This is a genomic window from Nocardioides sp. Z30_9, assembly GCF_058215735.1.
Map to the genome: position 1 here is coordinate 1,908,171 of NZ_JBZAJF010000001.1, position 21,041 is coordinate 1,929,211.

A 21,041-nucleotide genomic window follows, 5' to 3' on the forward strand; every position below is an offset into this window, starting at 1 on the left:
GCGGGTTCGTCTCGGAAGATGAAGAAGTAGTCACTGGGAGATCTGCTTGATCTCGAAGGGCTTGGCCTTCTGGGCGGTGTGCGGGTGGTCGGGCCCGGCGTACACCTTGAGCTTCTTGAGGATCTGACGCCCGAGACGGTTCTTGGGCAGCATCCCCCACACGGCGTTCTCGATCGCCCGGCGGGCGTCCTTCTCCAGCAGCTCGCCCATCGGGATCGAGGAGAGGCCACCGGGGTAGCCGGAGTGCCGGTAGGAGAGCTTCTTGGTCGCCTTGTCACCCGAGAGGGACACCTTGGAGGCGTTCACGACGATGACGAAGTCACCGGTGTCGGCGTGGGGGGCGAAGATGGTCTTGTGCTTGCCGCGGAGGAGTCCGGCGACCTGGACGGCGAGCCGACCGAGTCGGACGTCGGTGGCATCGATCACGTGCCACTCGCGCTGGATGTCGCCGGGCTTGGGGCTGTACGTACGCAACGTCGTAGGCCTATCACTCGTTCGTGTCCGTCCCGGGCTGATTCCCGGGCCGGTGGTGGTACCGCGTCTTCTGACGAACACTGCCCGCACCCACGGTCCAGTGGACCGACGGCGAGTCTGCGACGGGGCCACAACGAAGGAGCCCTGACGCGGCAGGAGACGCGACCCTTGAGATTACCGGCCGTGCGGGGCGCCCGTCAAAACAGGGCGGGCTGGCCGGTCCCGACTGGGCTGGCATAGGTTGATCTTGGTGTACGCCGGGCATCCTCGACGTCGCCGCACGATCATGACATCGGGCCCACCGCCCCCCGACACGAGCACCCCCGAGGAGCCGACGTGACACCCACCGGTGACAACACCCTCACCGTCCGAGACAACCGGACCGGCAAGGACTACGAGATCCCGATCACCGACGGCACCATCCGCGCCGGCGACCTGGGACAGATCAGGATCGACGACGACACCCCCGGCCTGGCCACCTACGACCCCGGCTTCACCAACACCGCGTCGTGCAAGAGCTCGGTCACCTTCATCGACGGCGAGAAGGGGATCCTGGAGTACCGCGGCTACCCGATCGAGCAGCTGGCGGAGAAGTCCAACTTCCTCGAAGTGGCCTACCTGCTGATCCACGGCGAGCTGCCCACCAAGGAGCAGTACGACACCTGGGTGCACGAGATCACCCACCACACGTTCCTGCACGAGAACGTGAAGACCTTCATGCAGGGCTTCCGCTACGACGCCCACCCGATGGGCATGCTGATGGCCTCGGTCGGCGCGCTGTCCACGTTCTACCCCGAGTCGGGCAACATCCAGGACGCCGACAACCGGCACATGCAGATCGTCCGGATGATCGCCAAGATGCCGACGCTGGGCGCCTGGGCCTTCCGGCACGCGCAGGGCAAGCCCTACGTCTACCCCGACAACGAGCTCAGCTACACCGCCAACTTCCTCTCGATGCTGTTCAAGATGAGCGAGCAGAAGTTCGACGCCGACGAGCGCCTGGTCAAGGCCCTCGACGTGCTGTTCATCCTGCACGCCGACCACGAGCAGAACTGCTCGACCAACGCGGTCCGCTCGGTCGGTTCCTCGCAGGTCGACCCCTACTCCGCCGTCTCGGCCGGGGTGGGCGCCCTCTACGGGCCGCTGCACGGCGGCGCCAACGAGGCCGTGCTGCGGATGCTGCGCCGGGTGGGCAGCAAGGAGAACATCCCCGACTTCATCAAGGGCGTGAAGGACGGCAACGAGAAGCTGATGGGCTTCGGCCACCGGGTCTACAAGAACTACGACCCGCGCGCCACGATCATCAAGAAGGCCTGCGACGACGTCTTCGAGGTCACCGGGGTCAACCCGCTCCTCGAGATCGCCCAGGAGCTGGAGAAGATCGCGCTCGAGGACGAGTACTTCGTCAAGCGCAAGCTCTACCCCAACGTGGACTTCTACTCCGGCCTGATCTACGAGGCCTTCCAGTTCCCGCCCGAGATGTTCACCGTGCTCTTCGCCATCGGCCGTACGCCGGGCTGGCTGGCGCAGTGGCTCGAGCTGGTCCAGGACAAGGACCAGAAGATCGCCCGTCCCAAGCAGATCTACACCGGCGACCGCACCCTGGACTTCGTCCCGGCCTCCGAGCGCTGGAAGTGAGCTGAGAGGTCCCGGCCGGTCGACCGGCCGGGACCTCCCCGCAGATCCCACGCCTTGGATCACTCGGTGGCACGGGCGAGCGCGGCGCTCTCCTGCTCGAGCAACGAGGCGCTGCGTCGCGCGGCGACGAGCGCCGCATCACCACCCCGCAGGCCGAACAGCCGCTTGGTCCACAGCAGGTAGGCCACGGCGAACACGATGACGGCGCCAGGCCTCACCCACGGCGGTCTGGGCGCAGAGCCGGTCGGCGAGCGCCCGGTCTTCCGGTCGGTAGGTCACGTGCCCCCGCCAGCCGCAGCACAGCGCATTCCAGTCGAGCTGCGCGCGCGGGCGCCTCATCACTGCAGCGTAGGCAGGCACTGTCCACGGAGTGGGAAGTGCCACAAACGGCGCCAACACCGGGCGTAGTTGCCCAGTTCGGGCTGAAACCGTGGCTACCATCAGCCCCGTTCTGAACAGCAACTGATGCCGTCCAAGGAGTACGCCGTGCGCGAGAACGTCCTGGACAGAGAACTGTCACCGACCTTCACGTTGATCTCAGCGGTCTACAACGTCGAGAAGTACCTCGAGGAGTTCATCGCCTCCGTCGAGGCGCAGGACTACCCACTGAGCCGCGTCCAGGTCGTGATGGTCGACGACGGGTCGACCGACACCACCCCGCGGATCCTCGCCGAGTGGGCGGCTCGCCGGCCCGAGCTCGTCACCGTCATCACCAAGGAGAACGGCGGGGCCTCCTCGGCCCGCAACGCCGGCCTGCCCCTTGCCCGGGGCGCCTGGGTCAGCTTCCCCGACCCCGACGACCAGCTGGCGCCCGACTACCTGACGCAGGTGGCTGCCTTCGTGCACGGCCGGCCCGAGGTGGCCATGGCCGTCACGGTCCGGACGATGTTCTCCGAGGCCACGGGCGCCCGGACGCTGCACCCGCTGACGCAGGTGCATTTCCGCGGAGGCAACCGGGTCAGGAACCTGGACGAGGAGCCCGACTTCTTCCACGAGAGCGCGCCCACCGCGTTCTTCCGCACCGAGATCGTGGCCCGCACGGGCCTGCGCTTCGACGAGCGGGTCCGGCCCGCCTTCGAGGACGGGCACTTCTGCGTCCGCTACCTCCTGAGCCTGGAGCACCGTCTGGTCGCGTATCTCCCGAATGCGCACTACGACTACCGCAAGCGGCTCGACAAGAGCTCGGCGCTGGACACCAGCTGGTCCGACCCGGACCACTACACGGCCCAGCTCGAGTTCGGTTACCTCGACGTCCTCCAGCAGGCGCGGGCGCGGTTCGGGCACGTGCCGCACTGGCTCCAGACGAACATCCTCTACGGGCTCTCCTGGTACTTCCAGCACGACACGAACGGGCGCCCGATGGCCACCGCCCCTCACTGCGACATTGCCGGTGAGTTCCACCGGCTGCTGGGCCAGATCGCGTCGTTCCTCGACCCCCTGGTGGTGCAGACCTTCAGGCTGCGCCGGTTCGACCTGGCCTGGCGCACGATCCTGCTGCACGCCTACCGGCCCGAGCCCTGGCACTCCGACTTCGTCTTCATCAGCAAGCTGGACACCTGGCACCGGCTCGTGCGAGTCAGCTACACCTACACCCACGAGGCCCCGCACGAGGAGTACTTCAGCGACGGTGTGCCCGTGGAACCGGTCTTCGCGAAGACCCGGAGCGTGGTCGCCTTCGACCGCACCCTGATGTTCGAGCGGATCGTCTGGCTGCCCTCGGGGGCGATCCGGGCCCGACTCGACCACACCGAGGTCGAGGCGCGGCTCGGTGGGCGGGAGGTGCCCCGGCACTCGCTGCCGCTGGCGGTGATCCGGTCGCGGCTGGTGCCGCGACTGGTGGCCAGGCAGCGAGACCGCGCACGGGCGAGCGCCCGGCGGGAGCCGCTGAGCGCCTTCGAGCGATTCGTGGTCTGGCTCTCCGCCACCGCGCTGGTGCGACGCTACTTCGGCAACGCCTGGGTGCTGATCGACCGGATCGACAACGCAAACGACAATGCCGAGTTCCTCTTCCGCTACATGCGCCGGCACCGGCGGAAGACCAACGCCTGGTTCGTGATCCGCAAGGGCACCGCGGACTACCGGAGGCTGCGCAAGGACGGCTACCTGCGGATCATCCCGCACGGTTCACTGCGGTGGAAGCTGCTGATGCTGAACTGCCGCCACCTCGTCTCCTCCCACGCCGACCCGCCGATCGACCGGCCGCCCGCGATCACCCGGCTGCGGCCACCCCGGTGGCGGTTCTCCTTCCTGCAGCACGGCGTGATCAAGGACGACCTCTCCAGGTGGCTCAACCCCAAGGACCTGGACCGGTTCTTCACCAGCACCCGTGCCGAGTACGAGTCGATCGTCGGCCACGGCTCGCCGTACCGCTACACCGAGCGGGAGACCAAGCTGACCGGCATGCCACGGCTCGACGTGCTGCGGGCGGCTGGTGAGCGTGTCGGGCCCGACGACCGCGACCTGCTCCTGCTCGCCCCCACCTGGCGCCGCTGGCTGATGACCTCGAGCACCGAGAGCGGAACCGGACAGCAGCCGATCGACCTGGCCGACTTCGTGCGTACCGAGTTCGCCCAGAACTGGCTCGGCCTGGTCACCGACCCGCGGCTGAAGCGGCTCGCCGAGGACCAGGGGGTGCGGGTGGGGCTGCTGATGCACCCGAACCTGCAGCCGCTGAGCGGCGAGCTGGACCTGCCCGAGCACGTCCAGGTGTTCACCTACGACGGCCAGGACATCCGCACGCTCTTCGCGCGCGCCCGCGTCCTGGTCACCGACTACTCCTCGGTGTCCTTCGACGCCGCCTACATCGACCGCCCGGTGGTCTACTTCCAGTTCGACCGGGACCGGGCTTGGAGCGGCGAGCACCCCGGCAGACCGGGCTACTTCGACTACGACCGCGACGGGTTCGGGCCGGTGGCCCTCACCGTCGGCGACGCCGTCTCGGCGATCATCGAGACCGTCGAGCACGGCCCCGAGCCGCGCCCGGAGTACCTCGCGAGGATCGCGGAGACGTTCCCGGTGCGGGACGGGCGCTGCACCGAGCGGGTCTTCCTCGAGATCCGGCAGTCCACCCGCCGCGCGCCGAAGGTCGAGGCGTCGTACCCCGCCGCGGCCCTGGCGCAGCCTCGTGAGCTGGCCGAAGTCGGCAGCTCGCGGCGTGCCGTCCTCCGGGGAATAGCCGTGCATGACCTCACGGAGGTCGAGGCCGGGCTCATGACGCGCTCCGAAGAGGAAGTGCGACGTGTGGGCCGCGGCACGCGCCAGGCTCCGGAGCCCCAGGACGAATCCGCCTGACACCAACCCGGCCGGGCCAACCGGCCCGCGAGCCGCTCGCTCAGACCGTGGAGCGGTCGCGCCCCTCCCAGTAGGGCTTGCGCAGGTCGCGCTTGAGGATCTTTCCGGTCGGGTTCCGGGGCAGGGCTTGGAGGATGTCGACCGACTTGGGGCACTTGAAGCTCGCCAACTGCTCGCGGCACCACGCGATCAGTTCGTCCTCCGTGGCCGAGGTGCCGGGCTTGAGGGCGACCACGGCCTTGACCGTCTCCCCCCAACGCTCGTCGGGCACGCCGATGATCGCGACCTCCATCACGGCCGGGTGCTCGGCGAGCACCCGCTCGATCTCCGGGGAGTAGATGTTCTCGCCGCCGGAGATGATCATGTCCTTGAGCCGGTCCTCGACGTAGACGAACCCGTCGGCATCGACCTTGCCCATGTCCCCGGTGCGGAACCAGCCGTCCTCGGTGATCACCTGGGCAGTGTCCTCGGGCCGGTTCAGGTAGCCCTTCATCAGCTGCGGCGTACGGAACCAGAGCTCACCGTGCTCACCGGTGGCGACCTCCCGCTCGGTCTCGGGGTCCACCACCTTGACCTCGGTGCCCGGGATGCACTGGCCGGCGCTGACCAGCCGCTCCGGGTGCTCCTCGTCGCGGTGCGCCTCCGGCATCAGGTGGGTGATCACGCCGCAGACCTCGGTGAGGCCGTAGACCTGGATGAAGTCGGTGTCGGGCCAGGCCGCGATCGCCGCGCGCAGGAGCGGCAGCGGCATCGGCGCCGCGCCGTAGCAGTAGGTCTTCAGGTTGCCGAAGAGCTTGATCGCGTCGTCGCCGGACTGGAGCACCTGCGCCAGCACCGCCGGCACCAGGAAGGTCCGGTTGGCGCCCTGCATGATCGCCCCGGCCAGCGACGCGCCGTCCGGGTCGCGCGTGACCACGCTCGGGACCCCGTCGTGGATGCCGAACAGCACGTACGACGAACCGCCCACGTGGAACAGCGGCATCGAGACCATGTTCTTGTCGCCCTCGTCGAACGCCCAACCGTCATGGGCGTTCACGGTGTGGGCGATCATGTTGTCCTGGGTGAGAGCAACGCCCTTGGGACGGCCGGTGGTGCCCGAGGAGTACATCACCAGGCAGACGTCCCCGGGCTCGACCTCCGGGTCGCGCCCGACCGGCTCGGCGCCCGCGAGCAGGGCCTCGTACTCGTCGCCGTCCGCGCCGTCGGGGGTGAGCTCGATGACGTGCTCGACCGTGGTCAGGCTGTCGCGGATCTTCTCCACCAGCGGCATCAGCTCGGAGCCGACCACCAGCACCTTGGCGCCCGCGTCGTTGACCGCGTAGTCGACCTCCGCGCCGGCGAGGCGGAAGTTGATGATCGCGTTGGCCGCCCCGAGGCTGGCCGCGGCCATGGTCAGCTCGACGCAGGCCGGGTGGTTCTTGTCCAGGAACGAGACCACGTCGCCGCGACCGACGCCCATGGCCTTGAGGGCACCCGCGAGGCGGCGTACCCGCTCCTCCCACTGCGCCCAAGTCCACGTGCGGCCCAGGTAGGTGAACGCCTCACCGTCGGGGTTGGCCGCCGCCCAGTGCGCCAGTCGGTCGTCGAGGAACCGGGGCGTGGCGAGCTCGGTGGCGGCGACGGTCATGGGCGTGCTCCTCGGTCCGGGGGTCGGGGTGCGCAGCAGCGTGACACACGTCACGTCACCGGGCAAACGACCCCCGGCCACCGGCACGTGTCAGGTCATCTCGATGTGTCCCGGCTCCTCCGGACGCCGCAGGCCCATCACGATCGCGCTGGCGAGCACGACGAGTGCGAGGCCCAGCAGCTGCAGTGGTTCGAGGCGCTGACCCAGCAGGAGCAGTCCGGCCAGTGCGGCCACCGCGGGCTCCAGGGACAGCAGGATGCCGAAGACGGCAGCGCTGAGCCGGCGCAGGGCGAGCAGCTCCAGCGAGTACGGCAGCAGCGAGGACAGCACGGCGAGCCCGAGCCCCTTGAGGAGGTGCTCGGGTGTCCAGAGGTCGGTGCTCCCGAGCCCGGCCGGGAGCACCACGACCGTCGAGACCGCAAGCGCGAGCGCCAGTCCCTCGAGTCCCTCGAACGCGGCGCCGGTACGCCGGCTCAGCAAGATGTACGCCGCCCACAGCGCCCCAGCGGTCGCCGCGAGCAGGAGGCCGATCAGGCTGAGCTCGTCGAAGGGGACCGTGAGGGCACCGGAGATGAGCACGACCCCGCACGCGGCGGCGGCGACCGCCAGGAAGTCGAGTGGTCGCCGGGAGAGCACCGTGGTGAGCACGAGCGGGCCCAGGAACTCCACGGTGACCGCGACGCCGAGCGGCAGGTGGGCCAGGGAGCTGTAGAAGCTCCAGTTCATCAGTCCCAACGTGGTCCCGAACGCCACCACGGTGAGCCAGGCACCGCGCGAGTGCGCTCGCAGCCGCGGCCGGGCCAGGGCGAGCAGGATCAGCGCCGAGATCGTGATGCGCAGCAGCACCGACCCGCCGGCCCCGATCTCCGGCACCAGCGTGGCCGCGAGCGCTCCGCCGAACTGCACCGAGACCACTCCGCCCAGCACCAGGAGGGGGGCCGGCACGGAGGCGGCCGACGGGGCACGACGAAGCACGCAGGCCAGCGTAGGACCGCTCCCCCGGTCCTCGTCGAGAGGGCGGCGTCAGCGGCCGCGCCGGACGCGACCCTCGTCCCAGACCGGCCCATCGGACTCGTAGACCGACCCGTCGGCGCCGTGGACCAGTTAGCGGTCGAAGTCGGCTGGTTGACCGCTGCGAGGGGTCTCGACTGATCGCTCGCTGCTCGACCGCCTAGGACCTCACTCGCAGTAGGTCTCGCGCTCCACCGACATCAGCCCGAGCTGGAGCATCAGCTTGTCGCGCGGATCGGCGAGGCTGCGCCCGGTGAGCTGCTCGATCTGCTTCATCCGGTAGATCACCGTGTTCCGGTGGCAGTAGAGCTCCTCGGCCGCGTGCTTGGCCGAGCCGTCGTGCCGCAGCAGCGCCGACAGGGTGTCCAGCAACGTCCGTGTGTGTCCGTCCGGCTGCGCCAGCAATGGGCCCAGGGTCCTTGCCAGGAGAAGTGGCGCGATCTGGGGACTGCCGGCGAGCAGGACCTCCGGCAGCCGGTCCAGCACGGAGACCACCTCGCGCTTTCCGTGCGCCACGGTCTCTGCGGCCCGTGTCGCCAGCTGGAAGGCGGTCGCGAAGCCGGCGAGGCCCTCCGGTGACGCGGCGACGCCCACTCGGCCCATCGAGTGCGGGGTGAACAGCTCCACCAGGCCAGGCTCATCGGGCAACGGGCCTGCCAGCAGCCCGAAGTAGACGCCGGCCCGGACGTGCCAGAACGACGCGATACCGAGCCGCTCCAGCCGGTCCTCGGCCGGGGTGAGTGGTTCGTCAAGCGCCCCGTCGAACAACGCCACGACACAGGCGATGGCGGCGTCGCCGCCGATGCCGAGAGCCTCGCGAGCGCCGGCATCGAACTCCAGATCGGCACCGCGCCCCTCGACCAGGGCGTCCAGGATGCTCTGCTGGCGCTGCAGGTCGCGACGCTGCAGCCGGGCGCTCTCTCGCCGGTACCCGTCGATCATCACGGCGTTCTGCACGTCGAGTGCTCCCCACACCGCCAGTCCCGCCTCCAGCAGGACGGCGTCGTCGATCTCGCTCCTCCGGGACTCCTCGACGAGGCTCTGCCACAGGATGCGCGAGCCCAGGGTGTAGGCACTGAGCACCAGCTCCAGAGGCACGCCTTGACGAGCCCGGCGACGACCCGTCTCGCGCCACAGTTCGACGGTGGAACCCTCCTGCACCCCGGTCTCCGAGAGCACCTCGAGTCCGCGACGGATGTGCACCCGGGTGCTCTCACGCACGTCGGCGCGCAGGTCGGGACCCACCCGGTCGTAGGTGTCCCGGTCGCGCTCGAACAGCACTGCCGAGATGGCGTCGGCGATCGCATCCGCCCGCGCGAACAGCAGGCCCCAGGCGGACGCCACTCGGGCCCGCGTCGGAGGCACTTGGGCCGGGCGCATGACAGCACCGTTGCACTCGTGGCCCGAACTGACCAGCACCTGCCGCCGATTCGAGCTCGGTCACCAAGCATTTTTGGGCGTTCGGCCCAATGCGCATTCTGTGCTCTGGGACCAAAGTGGTCCACATCACATGCAAGGCACCCGTCCCACGGGAAGGCGACCGGAATGGACCCGACGCACGCCCAGGCCGCTCCCGGCCCCGCGAGCCAGGCCCCCGGGTTCGACCTGCGCGACGTCACGGTCACCTACGGTGGCCTCACCGCCCTCAGTGAGGTCAGCCTGAGCGTCTCCCGGCACCAGGTCCACGGCGTGATCGGGCCCAACGGGGCCGGCAAGACCACGCTGTTCAACGTCGCCTGCGGGTTCACGACACCGGACAGCGGTGTCATCGCCTGGCACGGGCAGGAGCTCAGCCGGCTCCGACCGCACGACCTCGCCGGGCTCGGTATCGCCCGCACCCTGCAGGGCGTCGGCCTCTTCGACCGGATGAGCGTGCTGGAGAACGTGGTCCTCGGTGCCGACGCGCACGCGAGAGCCGGCTTCCTCAGCTCCCTGTTCGGACTGCCCCGCTCGGCCCGGGAGGAACGTCGCCTGCACGCGAACGGCCTGGAGGTCCTCGACCGCCTCGGCATCGTGGAGTACGCCGACCGGCAACCCGCGAGCCTGCCCTACCCGGTCCGCAAGCGTGTGGCTCTTGCCCGAGCCCTGGCGGCCCAGCCCGAGCTGCTGCTGCTCGACGAGCCGGCGAGCGGGCTCTCCGCGGAGGAGATCGACGAGCTCGGCGCCCTCGTCGGTGAGCTGACCGGGGAGATGTCGGTGCTGCTCGTGGAGCACCACATGGACCTGGTGATGTCGGTGTGCCACGAGCTCACCGTCCTCGACTTCGGCCGGGTCATCGCCCAGGGGACTCCCGCGTCCGTGCGGGACGACCCGGCCGTGCTCTCGGCGTACCTCGGCACTGCGGTGGAAGGGACCTGAGGTGCTCACGATCCAGGGGCTGAAGACGAGCTACGGACCGGTGCGTGCGCTCGACGACGTCAGCCTCACCGCCGAGCGGGGCAAGGTGACCGCCGTGCTGGGCGCGAACGGCGCGGGCAAGACGACCCTGCTGCGCACCGTCTCGGGGCTGGTGCGACCCCAGGCCGGCAGCGTCCGGTTCGGTGACCGGGACATCACCCGGACCCCGGCCGAGCAGCTGCCCGCCATGGGGCTGGCGCACGTCCCAGAGGGGCGCGGGGTGATCACCGAGCTCACCGTCTCCGAGAACCTCCACCTCGGCGGTCTCGGCCGCGGCCGGTCGGTGGCGAAGTCGGAGTTCGACCGGGTCTACGACCTCTTTCCGGTGCTCGGCGAACGCCGGTCGGCGAAGGCGCACACTCTCTCGGGAGGCGAGCGCCAGATGCTCGTGGTGGGACGGGCCCTGATGGCGCGGCCGACGCTGCTGCTGCTCGACGAGCCCTCACTCGGCCTTGCCCAGCGGATCGTCACCCAGATCTTCGAGCTCCTCCGCGGGCTGGTGCAGTCCGAGGGGCTGACCGTGCTCCTGGTCGAGCAGAACGCACGCAGCGCCCTGTCCCTGGCCGACCACGGCGTCGTGCTCAACCTCGGTCGGGTCGTGGCCGACGACCACGCCCACGTGCTGGCCGGCGACGACCAGCTCCGGCACGCCTACCTCGGGTTCTGAAGGCGGAGACCATGCAGCAGTTCATCAACACCGCGCTCGGCGGGCTCACGCTCGGCATGGTGTACGCCGCCTTCGCACTCGCGCTGGTGCTGATCTGGCGGTCCACCCGGATCGTCAACTTCGCCCAGGCGCCGATGGCGATGATGAGCACCTTCGTGGCACTCACGGTGATCGACGCCGGCTACTCCTACTGGCTCGGCTTCGCCGCCGCGCTGGTCTCGGGGCTCCTGATCGGCGCCTTCGTGGAACGAGTCGTGATCCGACCGGTCGAGGGCGGTTCCGAGATCAACGCCGTGATCTTGACCTTGGGGTTGTTCATCGTGCTGCACGCCCTCGCCTCGCTCCTGTTCGGCAACCGTTACCGCTCCTTCCCGGCGCCGTTCGGGATCCGCGGCCTGGAGGTTGGTGACACCACGATCGCGCTGACCGGGTCCGGCATCTTCACGATCCTCTCGGTGCTGCTCGTGATGGGCCTGCTGGTGCTGCTCTTCCGGTTCACCGACATCGGCCTGCGGATGCGGGCCTCGGCCTACAACCCCGAGGTGGCCCGCCTGCTCGGCGTGCAGGTGGGACGGATGCTGACCCTGGGCTGGGCACTGGCGGCGCTCGTGGGGTCACTCGCCGGACTGCTGATTGCCGGCGGCAGCCTGGTGCACCCGGGATACATGGACTCGATCGTGGTCTACGGCTTCGTGGCCGCGGTGCTCGGTGGGCTCGACTCACCCCTCGGCGCCGTGCTCGGCGGACTGCTGCTGGGGCTCTCGCTGAGCTTCGTCAGCGGCTACCTGGGTTCGGAGCTGGTCGCGCTGGCCTCTCTCGGGATCCTGATGGTGGTGCTGCTGCTGCGGCCCGGGGGCCTGTTCTCCCAGCCCGAGGAACGGCGGGTGTGATGAGCCGTCTCGCCCGTCGCGTCTGGGACCACTCGGCCAGCCGCCACCTGCTGGTGGCCGTTGTCGGGCTGCTCGTGGTCGTGCTCGTCCTCGAGAACGCCAGCGACTTCCGCAGCGTCCAGCTCGCCTCGATGGCCTACCTGGGGATCGCCGTCGGCGGGCTGACCGTGCTGACCGGGCTGAACGGCCAGATCTCCCTGGGTCACGGCGCCCTGATGGCGATCGGCGCCTACACGGCCGCACTCCTGCTGCAGGACACCGAGCCCGCGCTCCCCCTGCTGGGCATCGTCGTGGTGGCGACCTTCACGACCGTCGTCGTCGGAGCGCTCGTGGGGGTGGCGGCCGCACGGCTGCACGGTCCCTACCTGGCCGGCGCGACCCTGGCCCTGGCCGTGGCCGTCCCCGGGCTCGCACTCAGGTTCAGCGAGCGGCTCGGCGGTGAGGCCGGCCTCCGGGTCCGGCTGCCGGAGATCCCGGTGTGGGTCCTCGACGCGGCGTACTTCGTCACCGGCAACGAGCTCACCCGCAGCCGGTACGTCGCCTACCTGGCCTGGCTGGTGCTGATCGTGACCTTCGTACTGCTGGCCAACCTCTCCCGCAGCAGGGTGGGGCGCCGTTGGCGCGCGGTGCGCGACGACCAGGTGGCCGCAGAGCTGGCCGGGATCAACCTGGGCCGCGCCCGGGTCTCGGCTTTCATGGTCAGTGCCGCAGCCACAGGTGCTGCCGGCGCCGTGATGGCGTTCGCGGTCCGCCTCGCGGCCCCCAGCGGGTTCACGCTCACCCTCAGCCTGACCCTGCTCGCCGCAGCCGTCCTCGGCGGCCTCGGCAGCCTCACCGGCGCCCTGCTCGGCGCGGCGCTGCTGACCTTCCTGCCCGACGTGGCGGCCGACGCCGGACGCAGCGCCGGCCTCAGCGACATCAAGGCCGCCGAGCTCGCGCCGCTCGTCTACGGCCTGGTGATGGTCGCGGTCGTGCTGGTCGCCCCCGCGGGCATCGTCGGCTCGCTCCGCATGCTCGCCGCCCGGACCAGGGCCACCCGGCGCGGCGCCCGTCGTACCGCACCCACCACCGCGCCACCGTCCGGTGCCGCGGTCACCTCGAAGGGAGAAGCCCGATGACCCACGACCAGGCCAGGAGGCCCCGCGCCAGGGGTAGGCGAAGCGCCGTCCTCGCAGGACTCGCTGCCGCCACGCTGCTGATCTCCGCCTGCGGCGGTGACCGCCCCGAGGGTGGCTCCTCGAGCCCCGGCGTCACCGAAAGCTCGGTCAAGATCGGCGGGCACTTCCCCCTGACGGGCGTGGCCGCCCCCGGGTACAGCGAGATCCCCACCGGAGCGCAGGCCTACTTCGACTACGTCAACGCGGCAGGTGGGGTGAACGGGCGCAAGATCGAGTACCTCGTGCGCGACGACGGCTACGACCCGACCAAGACGAGCACGGTCACCAACGAGCTCGTCCTCAAGGACAAGATCTTCGCCATGGTCGGCGGCCTGGGCACTCCGACCCACGGGGCGGTCGTGGACTTCCTCAACGACGAGGGGGTCCCCGACCTGTTCGTCTCGTCGGGGTCCCTGGCCTGGGGCCAGGACCCGAAGAAGCACCCGTGGACGTTCGGGTGGCAGACCGACTACGAGAGCGAGGGGAAGGTCATCGGGAAGTACATCGCCGACAACCTCCCCGACGCCAAGGTCGGCCTCTTCCTCCAGGACGACGACCTCGGGGCCGACGGTGAGAAGGGGCTGCGGCAGTACATCGACGACCAGATCGTCGAGACCCAGAAGTACACCAGCGGCAACACCGACGTGGCCCCGCAGGTCTCTGCCCTGCAGTCGGCCAAGGCCGACCTCGTGGTGGGCTTCAACACCCCGTCGTACACCGCGCTCACGCAGCTGACGGCACTCAAGCTGGGATACAAGCCGCAGTGGTTCTACACGAACGTGGGCTCGGACGCGAACCTCGTGGGGGCACTGCTCTCCCGGTTCTCCGAGGGAGCGGTCAAGGGCAGCGCGAGCTCGCTGGACGGCGTCCTGACCACCAAGTACATCGACACCGTCGACGACACCGACAGCGCGTGGATCAAGCTGTGGAGCAAGGTGTGGGAGCAGGAGGGCGACAGCCAGCCGCTGACGAACTACCGGGTCTACGGGATGGCCCAGGCCTACACGTTCGTCCAGGCGCTGCAGGCCGCCGGCAAGGACCTCACTCGCCAGGGCATCGTGGATGCCGTGGAGGAGCAGGGATCCGACTTCGAGGGTCCGATGCTGGCCCCCTTCGCGTACAGCAAGGAGAGCCACATGGGCACCACGGGGATGCGGGTGGCGAAGCTCGAGGGGGCGCTGGTCCAGCCCGCGACCGAGGTCCAGGTCACCGAGATCGGGGACAACCCGATCGAGGAGGACACCTCCGCGGCCGGGAAGGACGCACCCCCGGCGTCCGGCATCCCCGGGAGCGAGTGAGTCCCGCCGGAAGTGGCTGGAGGCGCGCTCAGCCCCGGCGGGTCTCCAGCACCCGGAACCCCTTGGCGCTCGCCGACTTCTCGGTCGGGTAGCCCTGCTCCCCCAGCCATGACGTGAGGGAGTCCGACCCCAGGTTCTTGCCCACCACGAGCACGGCGCGGCCCTCGGGACGCAGCCGCGGCAGCCAGCGCAGCAGCAGCTCGTGCAGGGCCTCCTTGCCCACCCTGATCGGGGGGTTCGACCAGATCTCGTCGTACGACGCCTCGGGATCGACCTCGTCGGGGAGCATCGCCCGGAACCGGTCACTGACCCCGAGCCGCTCGGCGTTCTCCCGGGCGAGGAGCAGCGCGCGCTCGTTCACGTCGATCGCGGTCACGCGGACCTCGGGGACCGCGACGGCGATCGCCAGCCCGATCACGCCGTACCCACAACCGAGATCGAGCACCTCGCGCGCCCCCACCGGGGGTGCCGCCTCACGCAGCAGGACGCCGGTGCCGGTGTCGAGGCGTCCCTGGGCGAACACCCCGGACCCCGAGGTGAGCTCGAGCCAGTGCCCCCAGACGTTGGCGCGGACCGGGACCCGCTTGAAGGTGGAGGCCGGGTCAGCGGTGAAGTAGTGCTCGTCCACTGCTGTCCTCTCGACCCGTTGGCGCCCACAGGGGGCCAGAACCGCCAACCTATCCCCAGCCCCAGGGCTTCCCATGTCCGGGGAGGCCGCCGCCGCAGTGTGCTGGGCCCATGACACGTTCGGCCCCGGCCCCCGCCCACACCCCCGTCCCAGCGACCGATCCCGGTCCCGAGTCCCGCAACGAGGTCACGCTCGTCGGTCGGGTCAGCGCACCACCCGAGCGCCGTGAGCTGCCCAGCGGCGACACCCTCGCGACCCTGCGCCTCGTCGTCGACCGGCCCCCGCGCAAGGGCACCACCAAGCGGGCGGTCGACGTGATCGACCTCGCCTGCTGGACCAGGCGCACCCAGCGCGCGGCGGCAGCCCTGGTCGCCGGCGACGCCGTCCGCATCGAGGGGTCGCTGCGGCGCAGGTTCTACGCAGCGGCGGGCGCCCGGGCCAGCCGCTACGAGGTGGAGGTGACCCGGCTGGTCCGGCTCAGCCGGCGTCCGGGGTCGGGCGCGCGCTCTGCCCAGGGCCAGGATCCGCGCTGAGGGTGCGCACGGCCCGGGACTCGCGGGCTCGCGCGGCCAGGTCGGTGTCAGCGGGGTACCCGACCTCCTCGAGGGTGAGTCCGTGCGCACGCGCGACGGTGACGGCCGGGTGGCGCTGGCGTCCGGCCAGGACCTCGGCGGCCCACGACGGCTCTTGTCGCCCCTCCCCCACGACGATGAGGCAGCCGACCAGGGCACGCACCATGCTGTGGCAGAACGCGTCCGCGCGCACGGTGGCGATCGCCCGGCCCGCGGGGTCCCGCTCCCAGTGCAGGTCGAGCAGCGACCGGATGGTGGTGGCTCCCTCCCGCTTGCGGCAGAAGGCAGCGAAGTCGTGCTCACCGAGCAGGCCCGCCGAGGCGACGTTCATCGCCTCGAGGTCCAGGACTCGCTGGTGGGTGAGCACGAACCCGCTCACCAGGGGATCGACGAGCTCGGGACGGTCGGCGATCCGGTAGACGTATCGGCGCCAGATCGCCGAGAACCTGGCATCGAACCCCTCCGGCGCCTCGCGCACGCGGCGGATCCGGACGTCGGCGTCCAGGAGGCCGTTGAGGCGTCGCCGTACGGCGTCCAGCACCGGCTCGTCGCTGCGCCCGGCCGCCGTGACCACGGCGTCCGGGTCCACGTCGAGGTGGCAGACCTGCCCCCGGGCATGGACACCGGTGTCGGTGCGCCCGGCGACGGTCAGCGAGCTCCCGCTGGTCCGCAGCACGGTGTCGAGGGCCTTCTCGACCTCCGCCTGCACCGTGCGCAGGGACACCTGGCGAGCCCAGCCGTGGAAGGCGGATCCGTCGTAGGCGAGGTCGATTCGCAGTCGCACCGACCCAACCTACCGTCAGCCGCAGCCAGCCCGTCTGGGATGCTGCCCCGGTGCCAATCCCCTCCCCGCAGCGCCTGCTGCAGCTCGTGCTCGGCTGTCTCACCCTGGGGCTCGGGGTCGCACTGCTGCTCACGGCCGACCTCGGTTCGGATGGCTACTCCACCCTCGTCAACGGGGTCTCCATCGGCGCGGACATCCCGTTCCTGGTCTCCAACATCTCGATCAGCGCGGCGTTCCTGGCACTGGCAGCGGTGCGTCGGCTGCGCCCGGGCATCGGCACGATCGTCCAGATCGTGGTGGTGGGCTTCACCGTTTCCTGGCTGCTGCCGGCGCTCGAGACCCCCGGCTCGCTGCTGGGACAGGCGCTGATGCTGCTGGCTGCGCTCCCCGTGCTCGCGATCGGGATCGCGGCCTACCTCGGCACGCACCTGGGTGCCGGACCGGCCGAGGCGGCCGCGCTCGCCTGGGACCCGCCGCTGCCGTTCAAGTGGAGCTACAGCGTCGTCCAGGGGCTCGGTGCCCTCGTCGGGTGGGTGCTCGGCGCCACCATCGGCCCCGGGACGGTCGCGGTGATCGTGCTGCTCGGGCCTGCGGTCGCACTCGCCGGACGGCTGCTGCGCCTCGACGTACGCCAGGACCGGGCTTGAGCGAAAACCGGCTGACCGCGAGCCCCGCTGCTGGCTAGCATCGGCCGATGGACTCCCCGGCCCAGCCCACACCGCCCACGCAGCCACAGGGACTCCGCGCGCGCCTGATCGCAGGTCTCCCGGTGGCGATGAAGGCCCGTGACCGGTCAGCGGTCACCGCCATCCGGTCCGTGCTCGGCGCCCTCTCCAACGCCGAGGCCCAGGGGCTGGGCGCGGACGCCGACGGAGCCGGTGAGCAACCCGCGGGATCCGCCGACGTCGCCGGTTCCACGCTGGGCGTCGGCAGCACCGAGGCCCTGCGCCGAGCCCTGGCGGAATCGGAGGTGACCGCGATCGTGCTCGCCGAGGCGACCGAGCGCGAGGAGGCCGCCGGCGTGTACGACGACCGGGGCCATCCCGAGCGCGGCGACCGGTTGCGCGCCGAGGCAGCCGCGATCAGGGCCTTCCTCGACTGAGTCCGGCCGGACATGCGCGGACATGCACCAGGACATGCGCCAGGACATGCACCAGGGCCCGCCACCACGAAGTGGTGACGGGCCCTGGGGCGTTCTGTGCTTGTGCTGAGCCGGGACTCAGGCCTTCGCGTCGTCCTCGGACTCGGCGTCTGCCTCCGGTGCCTCAGCCTCAGACTGGGCCTCGGCCGACTCGACGTCGGTCGACGAGGTGTCCAGCACCTGCTCCTCGCCGCTCGCGTCGGTCGCCTCGACCTCGGCAGGAGCGACGTCGTCGGCCTTCTCGACCTCGGCCACCGGGGCGGCGGCTGCGGTCTTCTGCGTCTTCGGAGCCGAGGGCTTGAACTCCTCGTTCACCAGCTCGATGACCGCCATCGGGGCGTTGTCGCCCTTGCGCGGGCCGAGCTTGGTGATCCGGGTGTAGCCGCCGGGACGCTCCGCGAACTTGGGACCGATCTCGGTGAACAGCGTGTGCACGACCGACTTGTCGCGGATGGTCTTGAGGACCTCGCGCCGGTTGTGCAGGTCGCCCTTCTTGGCCTTGGTGATCAGCTTCTCCGCGACCGGACGCAGCGTGCGCGCCTTGGCCTCGGTGGTGGTGATCCGGCCGTGCTCGAACAGTGCCGTGGCGAGGTTCGAGAGGATCAGCCGCTGGTGCGCCGGGCTACCGCCGAGACGGGCACCCTTCTTGGGAGTAGGCATTTGCTTCTCTCACATTCTCCCCGGCCGTGTCAGGTACCGGAGTAGATAGATCGTCTGGTTCAGAGCTGGGCTTGACCACGGTTTCGGAACGCAACCATGGACGGGGGTCCGGGGGGCTTCATCCCCCGGTGTCGGGCATGAGCGAAGCTGATTCCGTTAGTACTGCTCGTCCTCGACGAAGGAGTCGTCGTCGTCGTCGTAGGCCGCGAGGGCGGTTGCCGGGTCGAAGCCGGGCGCGCTGTCCTTGAGGGACAGGCCCATCTCGACCAGCTTGGCCTTGACCTCGTCGATCGACTTCGCACCGAAGTTGCGGATGTCGAGCAGGTCCTGCTCCGAGCGCGAGATGAGCTCACCCACGGTGTGGATGCCCTCGCGCTTGAGGCAGTTGTAGGAACGCACGGTCAGGTTCAGGTCCTCGACCGGGAGGGCGAGGTCCTGGGCCAGCTGCTCGTCCACGGGCGAGGGGCCGATGTCGACACCCTCGGCCTCGACGTTGAGCTCACGGGCCAGGCCGAACAGCTCGACCAGGGTCTTTCCGGCCGATGCGATGGCGTCGCGCGGGGTGATCGACGGCTTGGTCTCGACGTCGATGACCAGCTTGTCGAAGTCCGTGCGCTGCTCCACACGAGTGGCCTCGACCTTGTAGGTCACCTTGAGCACGGGGCTGTAGATCGAGTCGACCGGGAGCCGGCCGATCTCGTTGTCAGCGCCCTTGTTCTGGACCGAGCTGACGTAGCCGCGGCCCCGCTCGACGATGAGCTCCATCTCGATCTTGCCCTTGGCGTTCAGGGTGGCGATCTTGAGGTCGGGGTTGTGCACCTCGACGCCCGCGGAGGACTCGATGTCCGCCGCGGTCACCACGCCGGCGCCCGACTTGCGGAGCACCATGGCGACCGGCTCGTCGTGCTCGCTGGAGACGACGAGGCCCTTGAGGTTGAGGATGATCTCGGTGACGTCTTCCTTGACGCCCTCGATCGTGGAGAACTCGTGCAGGGCCGTGTCCACCTTGATGCTGGTGACCGAGGCCCCCGGGATCGAGGACAGGAGCGTACGGCGAAGCGAGTTGCCGAGCGTGTAGCCGAAGCCGGGTTCCAGCGGTTCGATCACGAACCGCGAGCGGAACTCGTCGACGACATCTTCCGACAGGGTCGGGCGCTGAGCGATGAGCACTATTTTTTCCTTTCCGAGCCCACCCGATATTTGACGGACTCGAACTTCATGCAGCGGTGGGTGGAGTTGTTACTTCTTCGAGTAGTACTCGACGATGAGCTGCTCCTGGACCGGCAGCTCGATCTGCGCGCGCACCGGCAGCGAGTGCACCAGGACCCGCATCCGCGAGGGGATCGCCTCGAGCCAAGCGGGGACGATCCGGTCGCCGTGGGTCTCACGAGCCACGATGAACGGGGTCATCTCCAGGCTCTTCTCCCGCACGTCGATGATGTCGTGCGCCGCGACCTGGTACGACGGGATGTCGACCTTCTTGCCGTTCACCCGGAAGTGACCGTGCACGACGAGCTGACGGGCGTGACGACGCGTGCGGGCGAACCCGGCGCGGTAGACCACGTTGTCCAGACGGCACTCGAGGAGCTGCAGCAGGTTGTCACCGGTCTTGCCGGGACGGCGGCTGGCCTCGTCGTAGTAGTTGTGGAACTGCTTCTCCATCACTCCGTAGGTGAAGCGGGCCTTCTGCTTCTCCTGGAGCTGGTTGCGGTACTCGCTCTCCTTGATCCGCGTGCGGCCGTGCTGGCCGGGCGCGTAGGGGCGCTTCTCGAACGCCTTGTCTTCACCGACGAGGTCGACACCGAGACGGCGCGACTTCTTGGTCATGGGGCCGATGTAACGAGCCATGGGTCAAAGTCTCCTTTTCAGTCTCGGGTCAGACGCGCCGGCGCTTGGGCGGGCGGCAACCGTTGTGGGGGGTGGGCGTGACGTCCTGGATGGTGCCGACCTCGAGGCCGATGGCACCCAGCGAACGGATGGCGGTCTCGCGGCCCGAGCCCGGGCCCTTCACGAAGACGTCGATCTTCTTCATGCCGTGGTCCATCGCCCGGCGACCGGCGGCCTCGGCGGCCATCTGCGCGGCGAACGGGGTGGACTTGCGCGAGCCCTTGAAGCCGACGGTGCCGGCAGAGGCCCACGAGATCACTGCGCCCGTGGGGTCGGTGATCGTGACGATCGTGTTGTTGAACGTGCTCTTGATGTGGGCTTCGCCCTGAGCGACGTTCTTCTTCTCCTTGCGGCGCACCTTCTTGGCGCCGGCCGCGGTGCGGCTCTTGGGGGGCATTCACAAACTCCTGGTGTGTGTTCGGTAGCTGAGGTGGGGGCGGTGAGCAGGCCTACGTGCGGTGACGTGGCCTGGGGTCACTTGGCCTTCTTCTTGCCGGCGACGGTGCGCTTGGGGCCCTTGCGGGTGCGCGCGTTGGTCTTGGTGCGCTGTCCGCGAACGGGCAGTCCCTGGCGGTGTCGGCGGCCCTGGTAGCTACCGATCTCGATCTTGCGGCGGATGTCGGCCTGGACCTCGCGACGGAGGTCACCCTCGATCTTGTAGTCGGCCTCGATCGCGTCGCGGAGCTTGACCAGCTCCTCGTCACCGAGGGTGTGCACCCGAGCGTTCGGGTCGACACCGGTGACGGCGAGGATCTTCTGGGAGCGGGTACGGCCAATGCCGTAGATGTAGGTGAGTGCGATCTCGATGCGCTTGTCGCGCGGGAGGTCAACACCAACGAGGCGTGCCATGAATGGCGGTTCCCTTCAAGTGGGTCACGGTGGTCTGGTCGTGTCGCGTCCCCCGCATCAGCAGGAGCTC

General features: G+C 69.7%; 22 protein-coding genes. 10 read left to right on the plus strand and 12 right to left on the minus strand.

The window, feature by feature from the left end:
• Positions 1-30: 30 nt before the first annotated feature.
• Positions 31-474 carry a 50S ribosomal protein L13 gene (rplM, locus tag AC4BGB_RS09260; RefSeq protein ID WP_490546492.1) on the minus strand — a complete coding sequence of 148 codons (444 nt, stop codon included), beginning with the start codon at positions 472-474 and terminating at the stop codon, positions 31-33.
• Between the two features lie 336 nt (positions 475-810).
• Between rplM and AC4BGB_RS09265 the strand changes: the two genes are divergently transcribed.
• Entirely contained in the window at positions 811-2,112 is a 1,302-nt protein-coding gene (locus AC4BGB_RS09265) for a citrate synthase (protein WP_490546493.1), read from the plus strand.
• Between the two features lie 59 nt (positions 2,113-2,171).
• Here AC4BGB_RS09265 and AC4BGB_RS09270 read toward each other — a convergent pair whose 3' ends face one another.
• Entirely contained in the window at positions 2,172-2,330 is a 159-nt protein-coding gene (locus AC4BGB_RS09270) for a hypothetical protein (protein ID WP_490546494.1), read from the minus strand.
• 268 nt (positions 2,331-2,598) lie between these two features.
• Here AC4BGB_RS09270 and AC4BGB_RS09275 point away from each other — a divergent pair, with 268 nt between their 5' ends.
• Positions 2,599-5,403 (plus strand): bifunctional glycosyltransferase/CDP-glycerol:glycerophosphate glycerophosphotransferase, encoded by a 2,805-nt coding sequence (locus AC4BGB_RS09275; RefSeq protein WP_490546495.1) that lies wholly within the window; start codon positions 2,599-2,601, stop codon positions 5,401-5,403.
• A 40-nt stretch (positions 5,404-5,443) separates the two neighbouring features.
• On the opposite strand, the gene AC4BGB_RS09280 is transcribed toward AC4BGB_RS09275, so the two are convergent.
• From AC4BGB_RS09280 to AC4BGB_RS09290, 3 genes are all read right to left on the minus strand, one after another.
• The gene (locus AC4BGB_RS09280) at positions 5,444-7,030 is read right to left on the minus strand and encodes a long-chain-fatty-acid--CoA ligase (RefSeq protein ID WP_490546496.1); all 1,587 of its coding nucleotides are present in this window, start codon (positions 7,028-7,030) and stop codon (positions 5,444-5,446) included.
• A 90-nt stretch (positions 7,031-7,120) separates the two neighbouring features.
• Positions 7,121-8,005: an EamA family transporter gene (locus tag AC4BGB_RS09285; RefSeq protein ID WP_490546497.1), complete on the minus strand. Its 885-nt coding sequence runs from the start codon at positions 8,003-8,005 to the stop codon at positions 7,121-7,123.
• Between the two features lie 204 nt (positions 8,006-8,209).
• On the minus strand, positions 8,210-9,421 hold the full coding sequence (locus tag AC4BGB_RS09290) for a PucR family transcriptional regulator (protein WP_490546498.1): 1,212 nt from the start codon (positions 9,419-9,421) through the stop codon (positions 8,210-8,212).
• A gap of 165 nt (positions 9,422-9,586) precedes the next feature.
• On the opposite strand from AC4BGB_RS09290, the gene AC4BGB_RS09295 reads away from it, so the two are divergent.
• Genes AC4BGB_RS09295 through AC4BGB_RS09315 form a run of 5 tightly spaced genes read left to right on the plus strand, consistent with a single transcriptional unit; the run spans position 9,587 to position 14,450 of the window.
• Entirely contained in the window at positions 9,587-10,399 is an 813-nt protein-coding gene (locus AC4BGB_RS09295; RefSeq protein WP_490546499.1) for an ABC transporter ATP-binding protein, read from the plus strand.
• Position 10,400: 1 nt separating this feature from the next.
• A complete protein-coding gene (locus AC4BGB_RS09300; RefSeq protein WP_490546500.1) occupies positions 10,401-11,105 on the plus strand; it encodes an ABC transporter ATP-binding protein in 705 nt (234 codons plus the stop codon).
• 11 nt (positions 11,106-11,116) lie between these two features.
• On the plus strand, positions 11,117-11,995 hold the full coding sequence (locus AC4BGB_RS09305; protein WP_490546501.1) for a branched-chain amino acid ABC transporter permease: 879 nt from the start codon (positions 11,117-11,119) through the stop codon (positions 11,993-11,995).
• Complete coding sequence (locus AC4BGB_RS09310) at positions 11,995-13,113, plus strand: branched-chain amino acid ABC transporter permease (protein ID WP_490546502.1); 1,119 nt, start codon at positions 11,995-11,997, stop codon at positions 13,111-13,113. Before AC4BGB_RS09305 ends, AC4BGB_RS09310 begins: the two co-directional genes overlap by 1 nt.
• A complete protein-coding gene (locus AC4BGB_RS09315) occupies positions 13,110-14,450 on the plus strand; it encodes an ABC transporter substrate-binding protein (RefSeq protein ID WP_490546503.1) in 1,341 nt (446 codons plus the stop codon). Before AC4BGB_RS09310 ends, AC4BGB_RS09315 begins: the two co-directional genes overlap by 4 nt.
• A gap of 28 nt (positions 14,451-14,478) precedes the next feature.
• On the opposite strand, the gene AC4BGB_RS09320 is transcribed toward AC4BGB_RS09315, so the two are convergent.
• The gene (locus AC4BGB_RS09320) at positions 14,479-15,078 is read right to left on the minus strand and encodes a class I SAM-dependent methyltransferase (RefSeq protein WP_490546504.1); all 600 of its coding nucleotides are present in this window, start codon (positions 15,076-15,078) and stop codon (positions 14,479-14,481) included.
• A gap of 110 nt (positions 15,079-15,188) precedes the next feature.
• On the opposite strand from AC4BGB_RS09320, the gene AC4BGB_RS09325 reads away from it, so the two are divergent.
• A complete protein-coding gene (locus AC4BGB_RS09325) occupies positions 15,189-15,611 on the plus strand; it encodes a single-stranded DNA-binding protein (protein ID WP_490546505.1) in 423 nt (140 codons plus the stop codon).
• On the opposite strand, the gene truA is transcribed toward AC4BGB_RS09325, so the two are convergent.
• The gene (truA, locus tag AC4BGB_RS09330) at positions 15,556-16,434 is read right to left on the minus strand and encodes a tRNA pseudouridine(38-40) synthase TruA (RefSeq protein WP_490546506.1); all 879 of its coding nucleotides are present in this window, start codon (positions 16,432-16,434) and stop codon (positions 15,556-15,558) included. The two genes, AC4BGB_RS09325 and truA, sit on opposite strands and share 56 nt — an antisense overlap.
• A 50-nt stretch (positions 16,435-16,484) precedes the next feature.
• Here truA and AC4BGB_RS09335 point away from each other — a divergent pair, with 50 nt between their 5' ends.
• A complete protein-coding gene (locus tag AC4BGB_RS09335; protein ID WP_490546507.1) occupies positions 16,485-17,081 on the plus strand; it encodes a DUF6198 family protein in 597 nt (198 codons plus the stop codon).
• A 47-nt stretch (positions 17,082-17,128) separates the two neighbouring features.
• The gene (locus AC4BGB_RS09340; protein ID WP_490546508.1) at positions 17,129-17,536 is read left to right on the plus strand and encodes a GatB/YqeY domain-containing protein; all 408 of its coding nucleotides are present in this window, start codon (positions 17,129-17,131) and stop codon (positions 17,534-17,536) included.
• A 117-nt stretch (positions 17,537-17,653) separates the two neighbouring features.
• Here AC4BGB_RS09340 and rplQ read toward each other — a convergent pair whose 3' ends face one another.
• From rplQ to rpsM, 5 genes are all read right to left on the minus strand, one after another.
• Positions 17,654-18,235, minus strand: coding sequence for a 50S ribosomal protein L17 (gene rplQ / locus AC4BGB_RS09345; protein WP_490546509.1), 582 nt, complete (start codon positions 18,233-18,235; stop codon positions 17,654-17,656).
• Between the two features lie 156 nt (positions 18,236-18,391).
• Positions 18,392-19,405, minus strand: coding sequence for a DNA-directed RNA polymerase subunit alpha (locus tag AC4BGB_RS09350; RefSeq protein WP_490546510.1), 1,014 nt, complete (start codon positions 19,403-19,405; stop codon positions 18,392-18,394).
• Positions 19,406-19,474: 69 nt separating this feature from the next.
• A complete protein-coding gene (gene rpsD / locus AC4BGB_RS09355; RefSeq protein WP_490546511.1) occupies positions 19,475-20,083 on the minus strand; it encodes a 30S ribosomal protein S4 in 609 nt (202 codons plus the stop codon).
• A 28-nt stretch (positions 20,084-20,111) separates the two neighbouring features.
• A complete protein-coding gene (rpsK, locus tag AC4BGB_RS09360; protein WP_067441111.1) occupies positions 20,112-20,519 on the minus strand; it encodes a 30S ribosomal protein S11 in 408 nt (135 codons plus the stop codon).
• A gap of 77 nt (positions 20,520-20,596) precedes the next feature.
• Positions 20,597-20,971 (minus strand): 30S ribosomal protein S13, encoded by a 375-nt coding sequence (rpsM, locus tag AC4BGB_RS09365; protein WP_490546512.1) that lies wholly within the window; start codon positions 20,969-20,971, stop codon positions 20,597-20,599.
• Between the last annotated feature and the right edge of the window lie 70 nt (positions 20,972-21,041).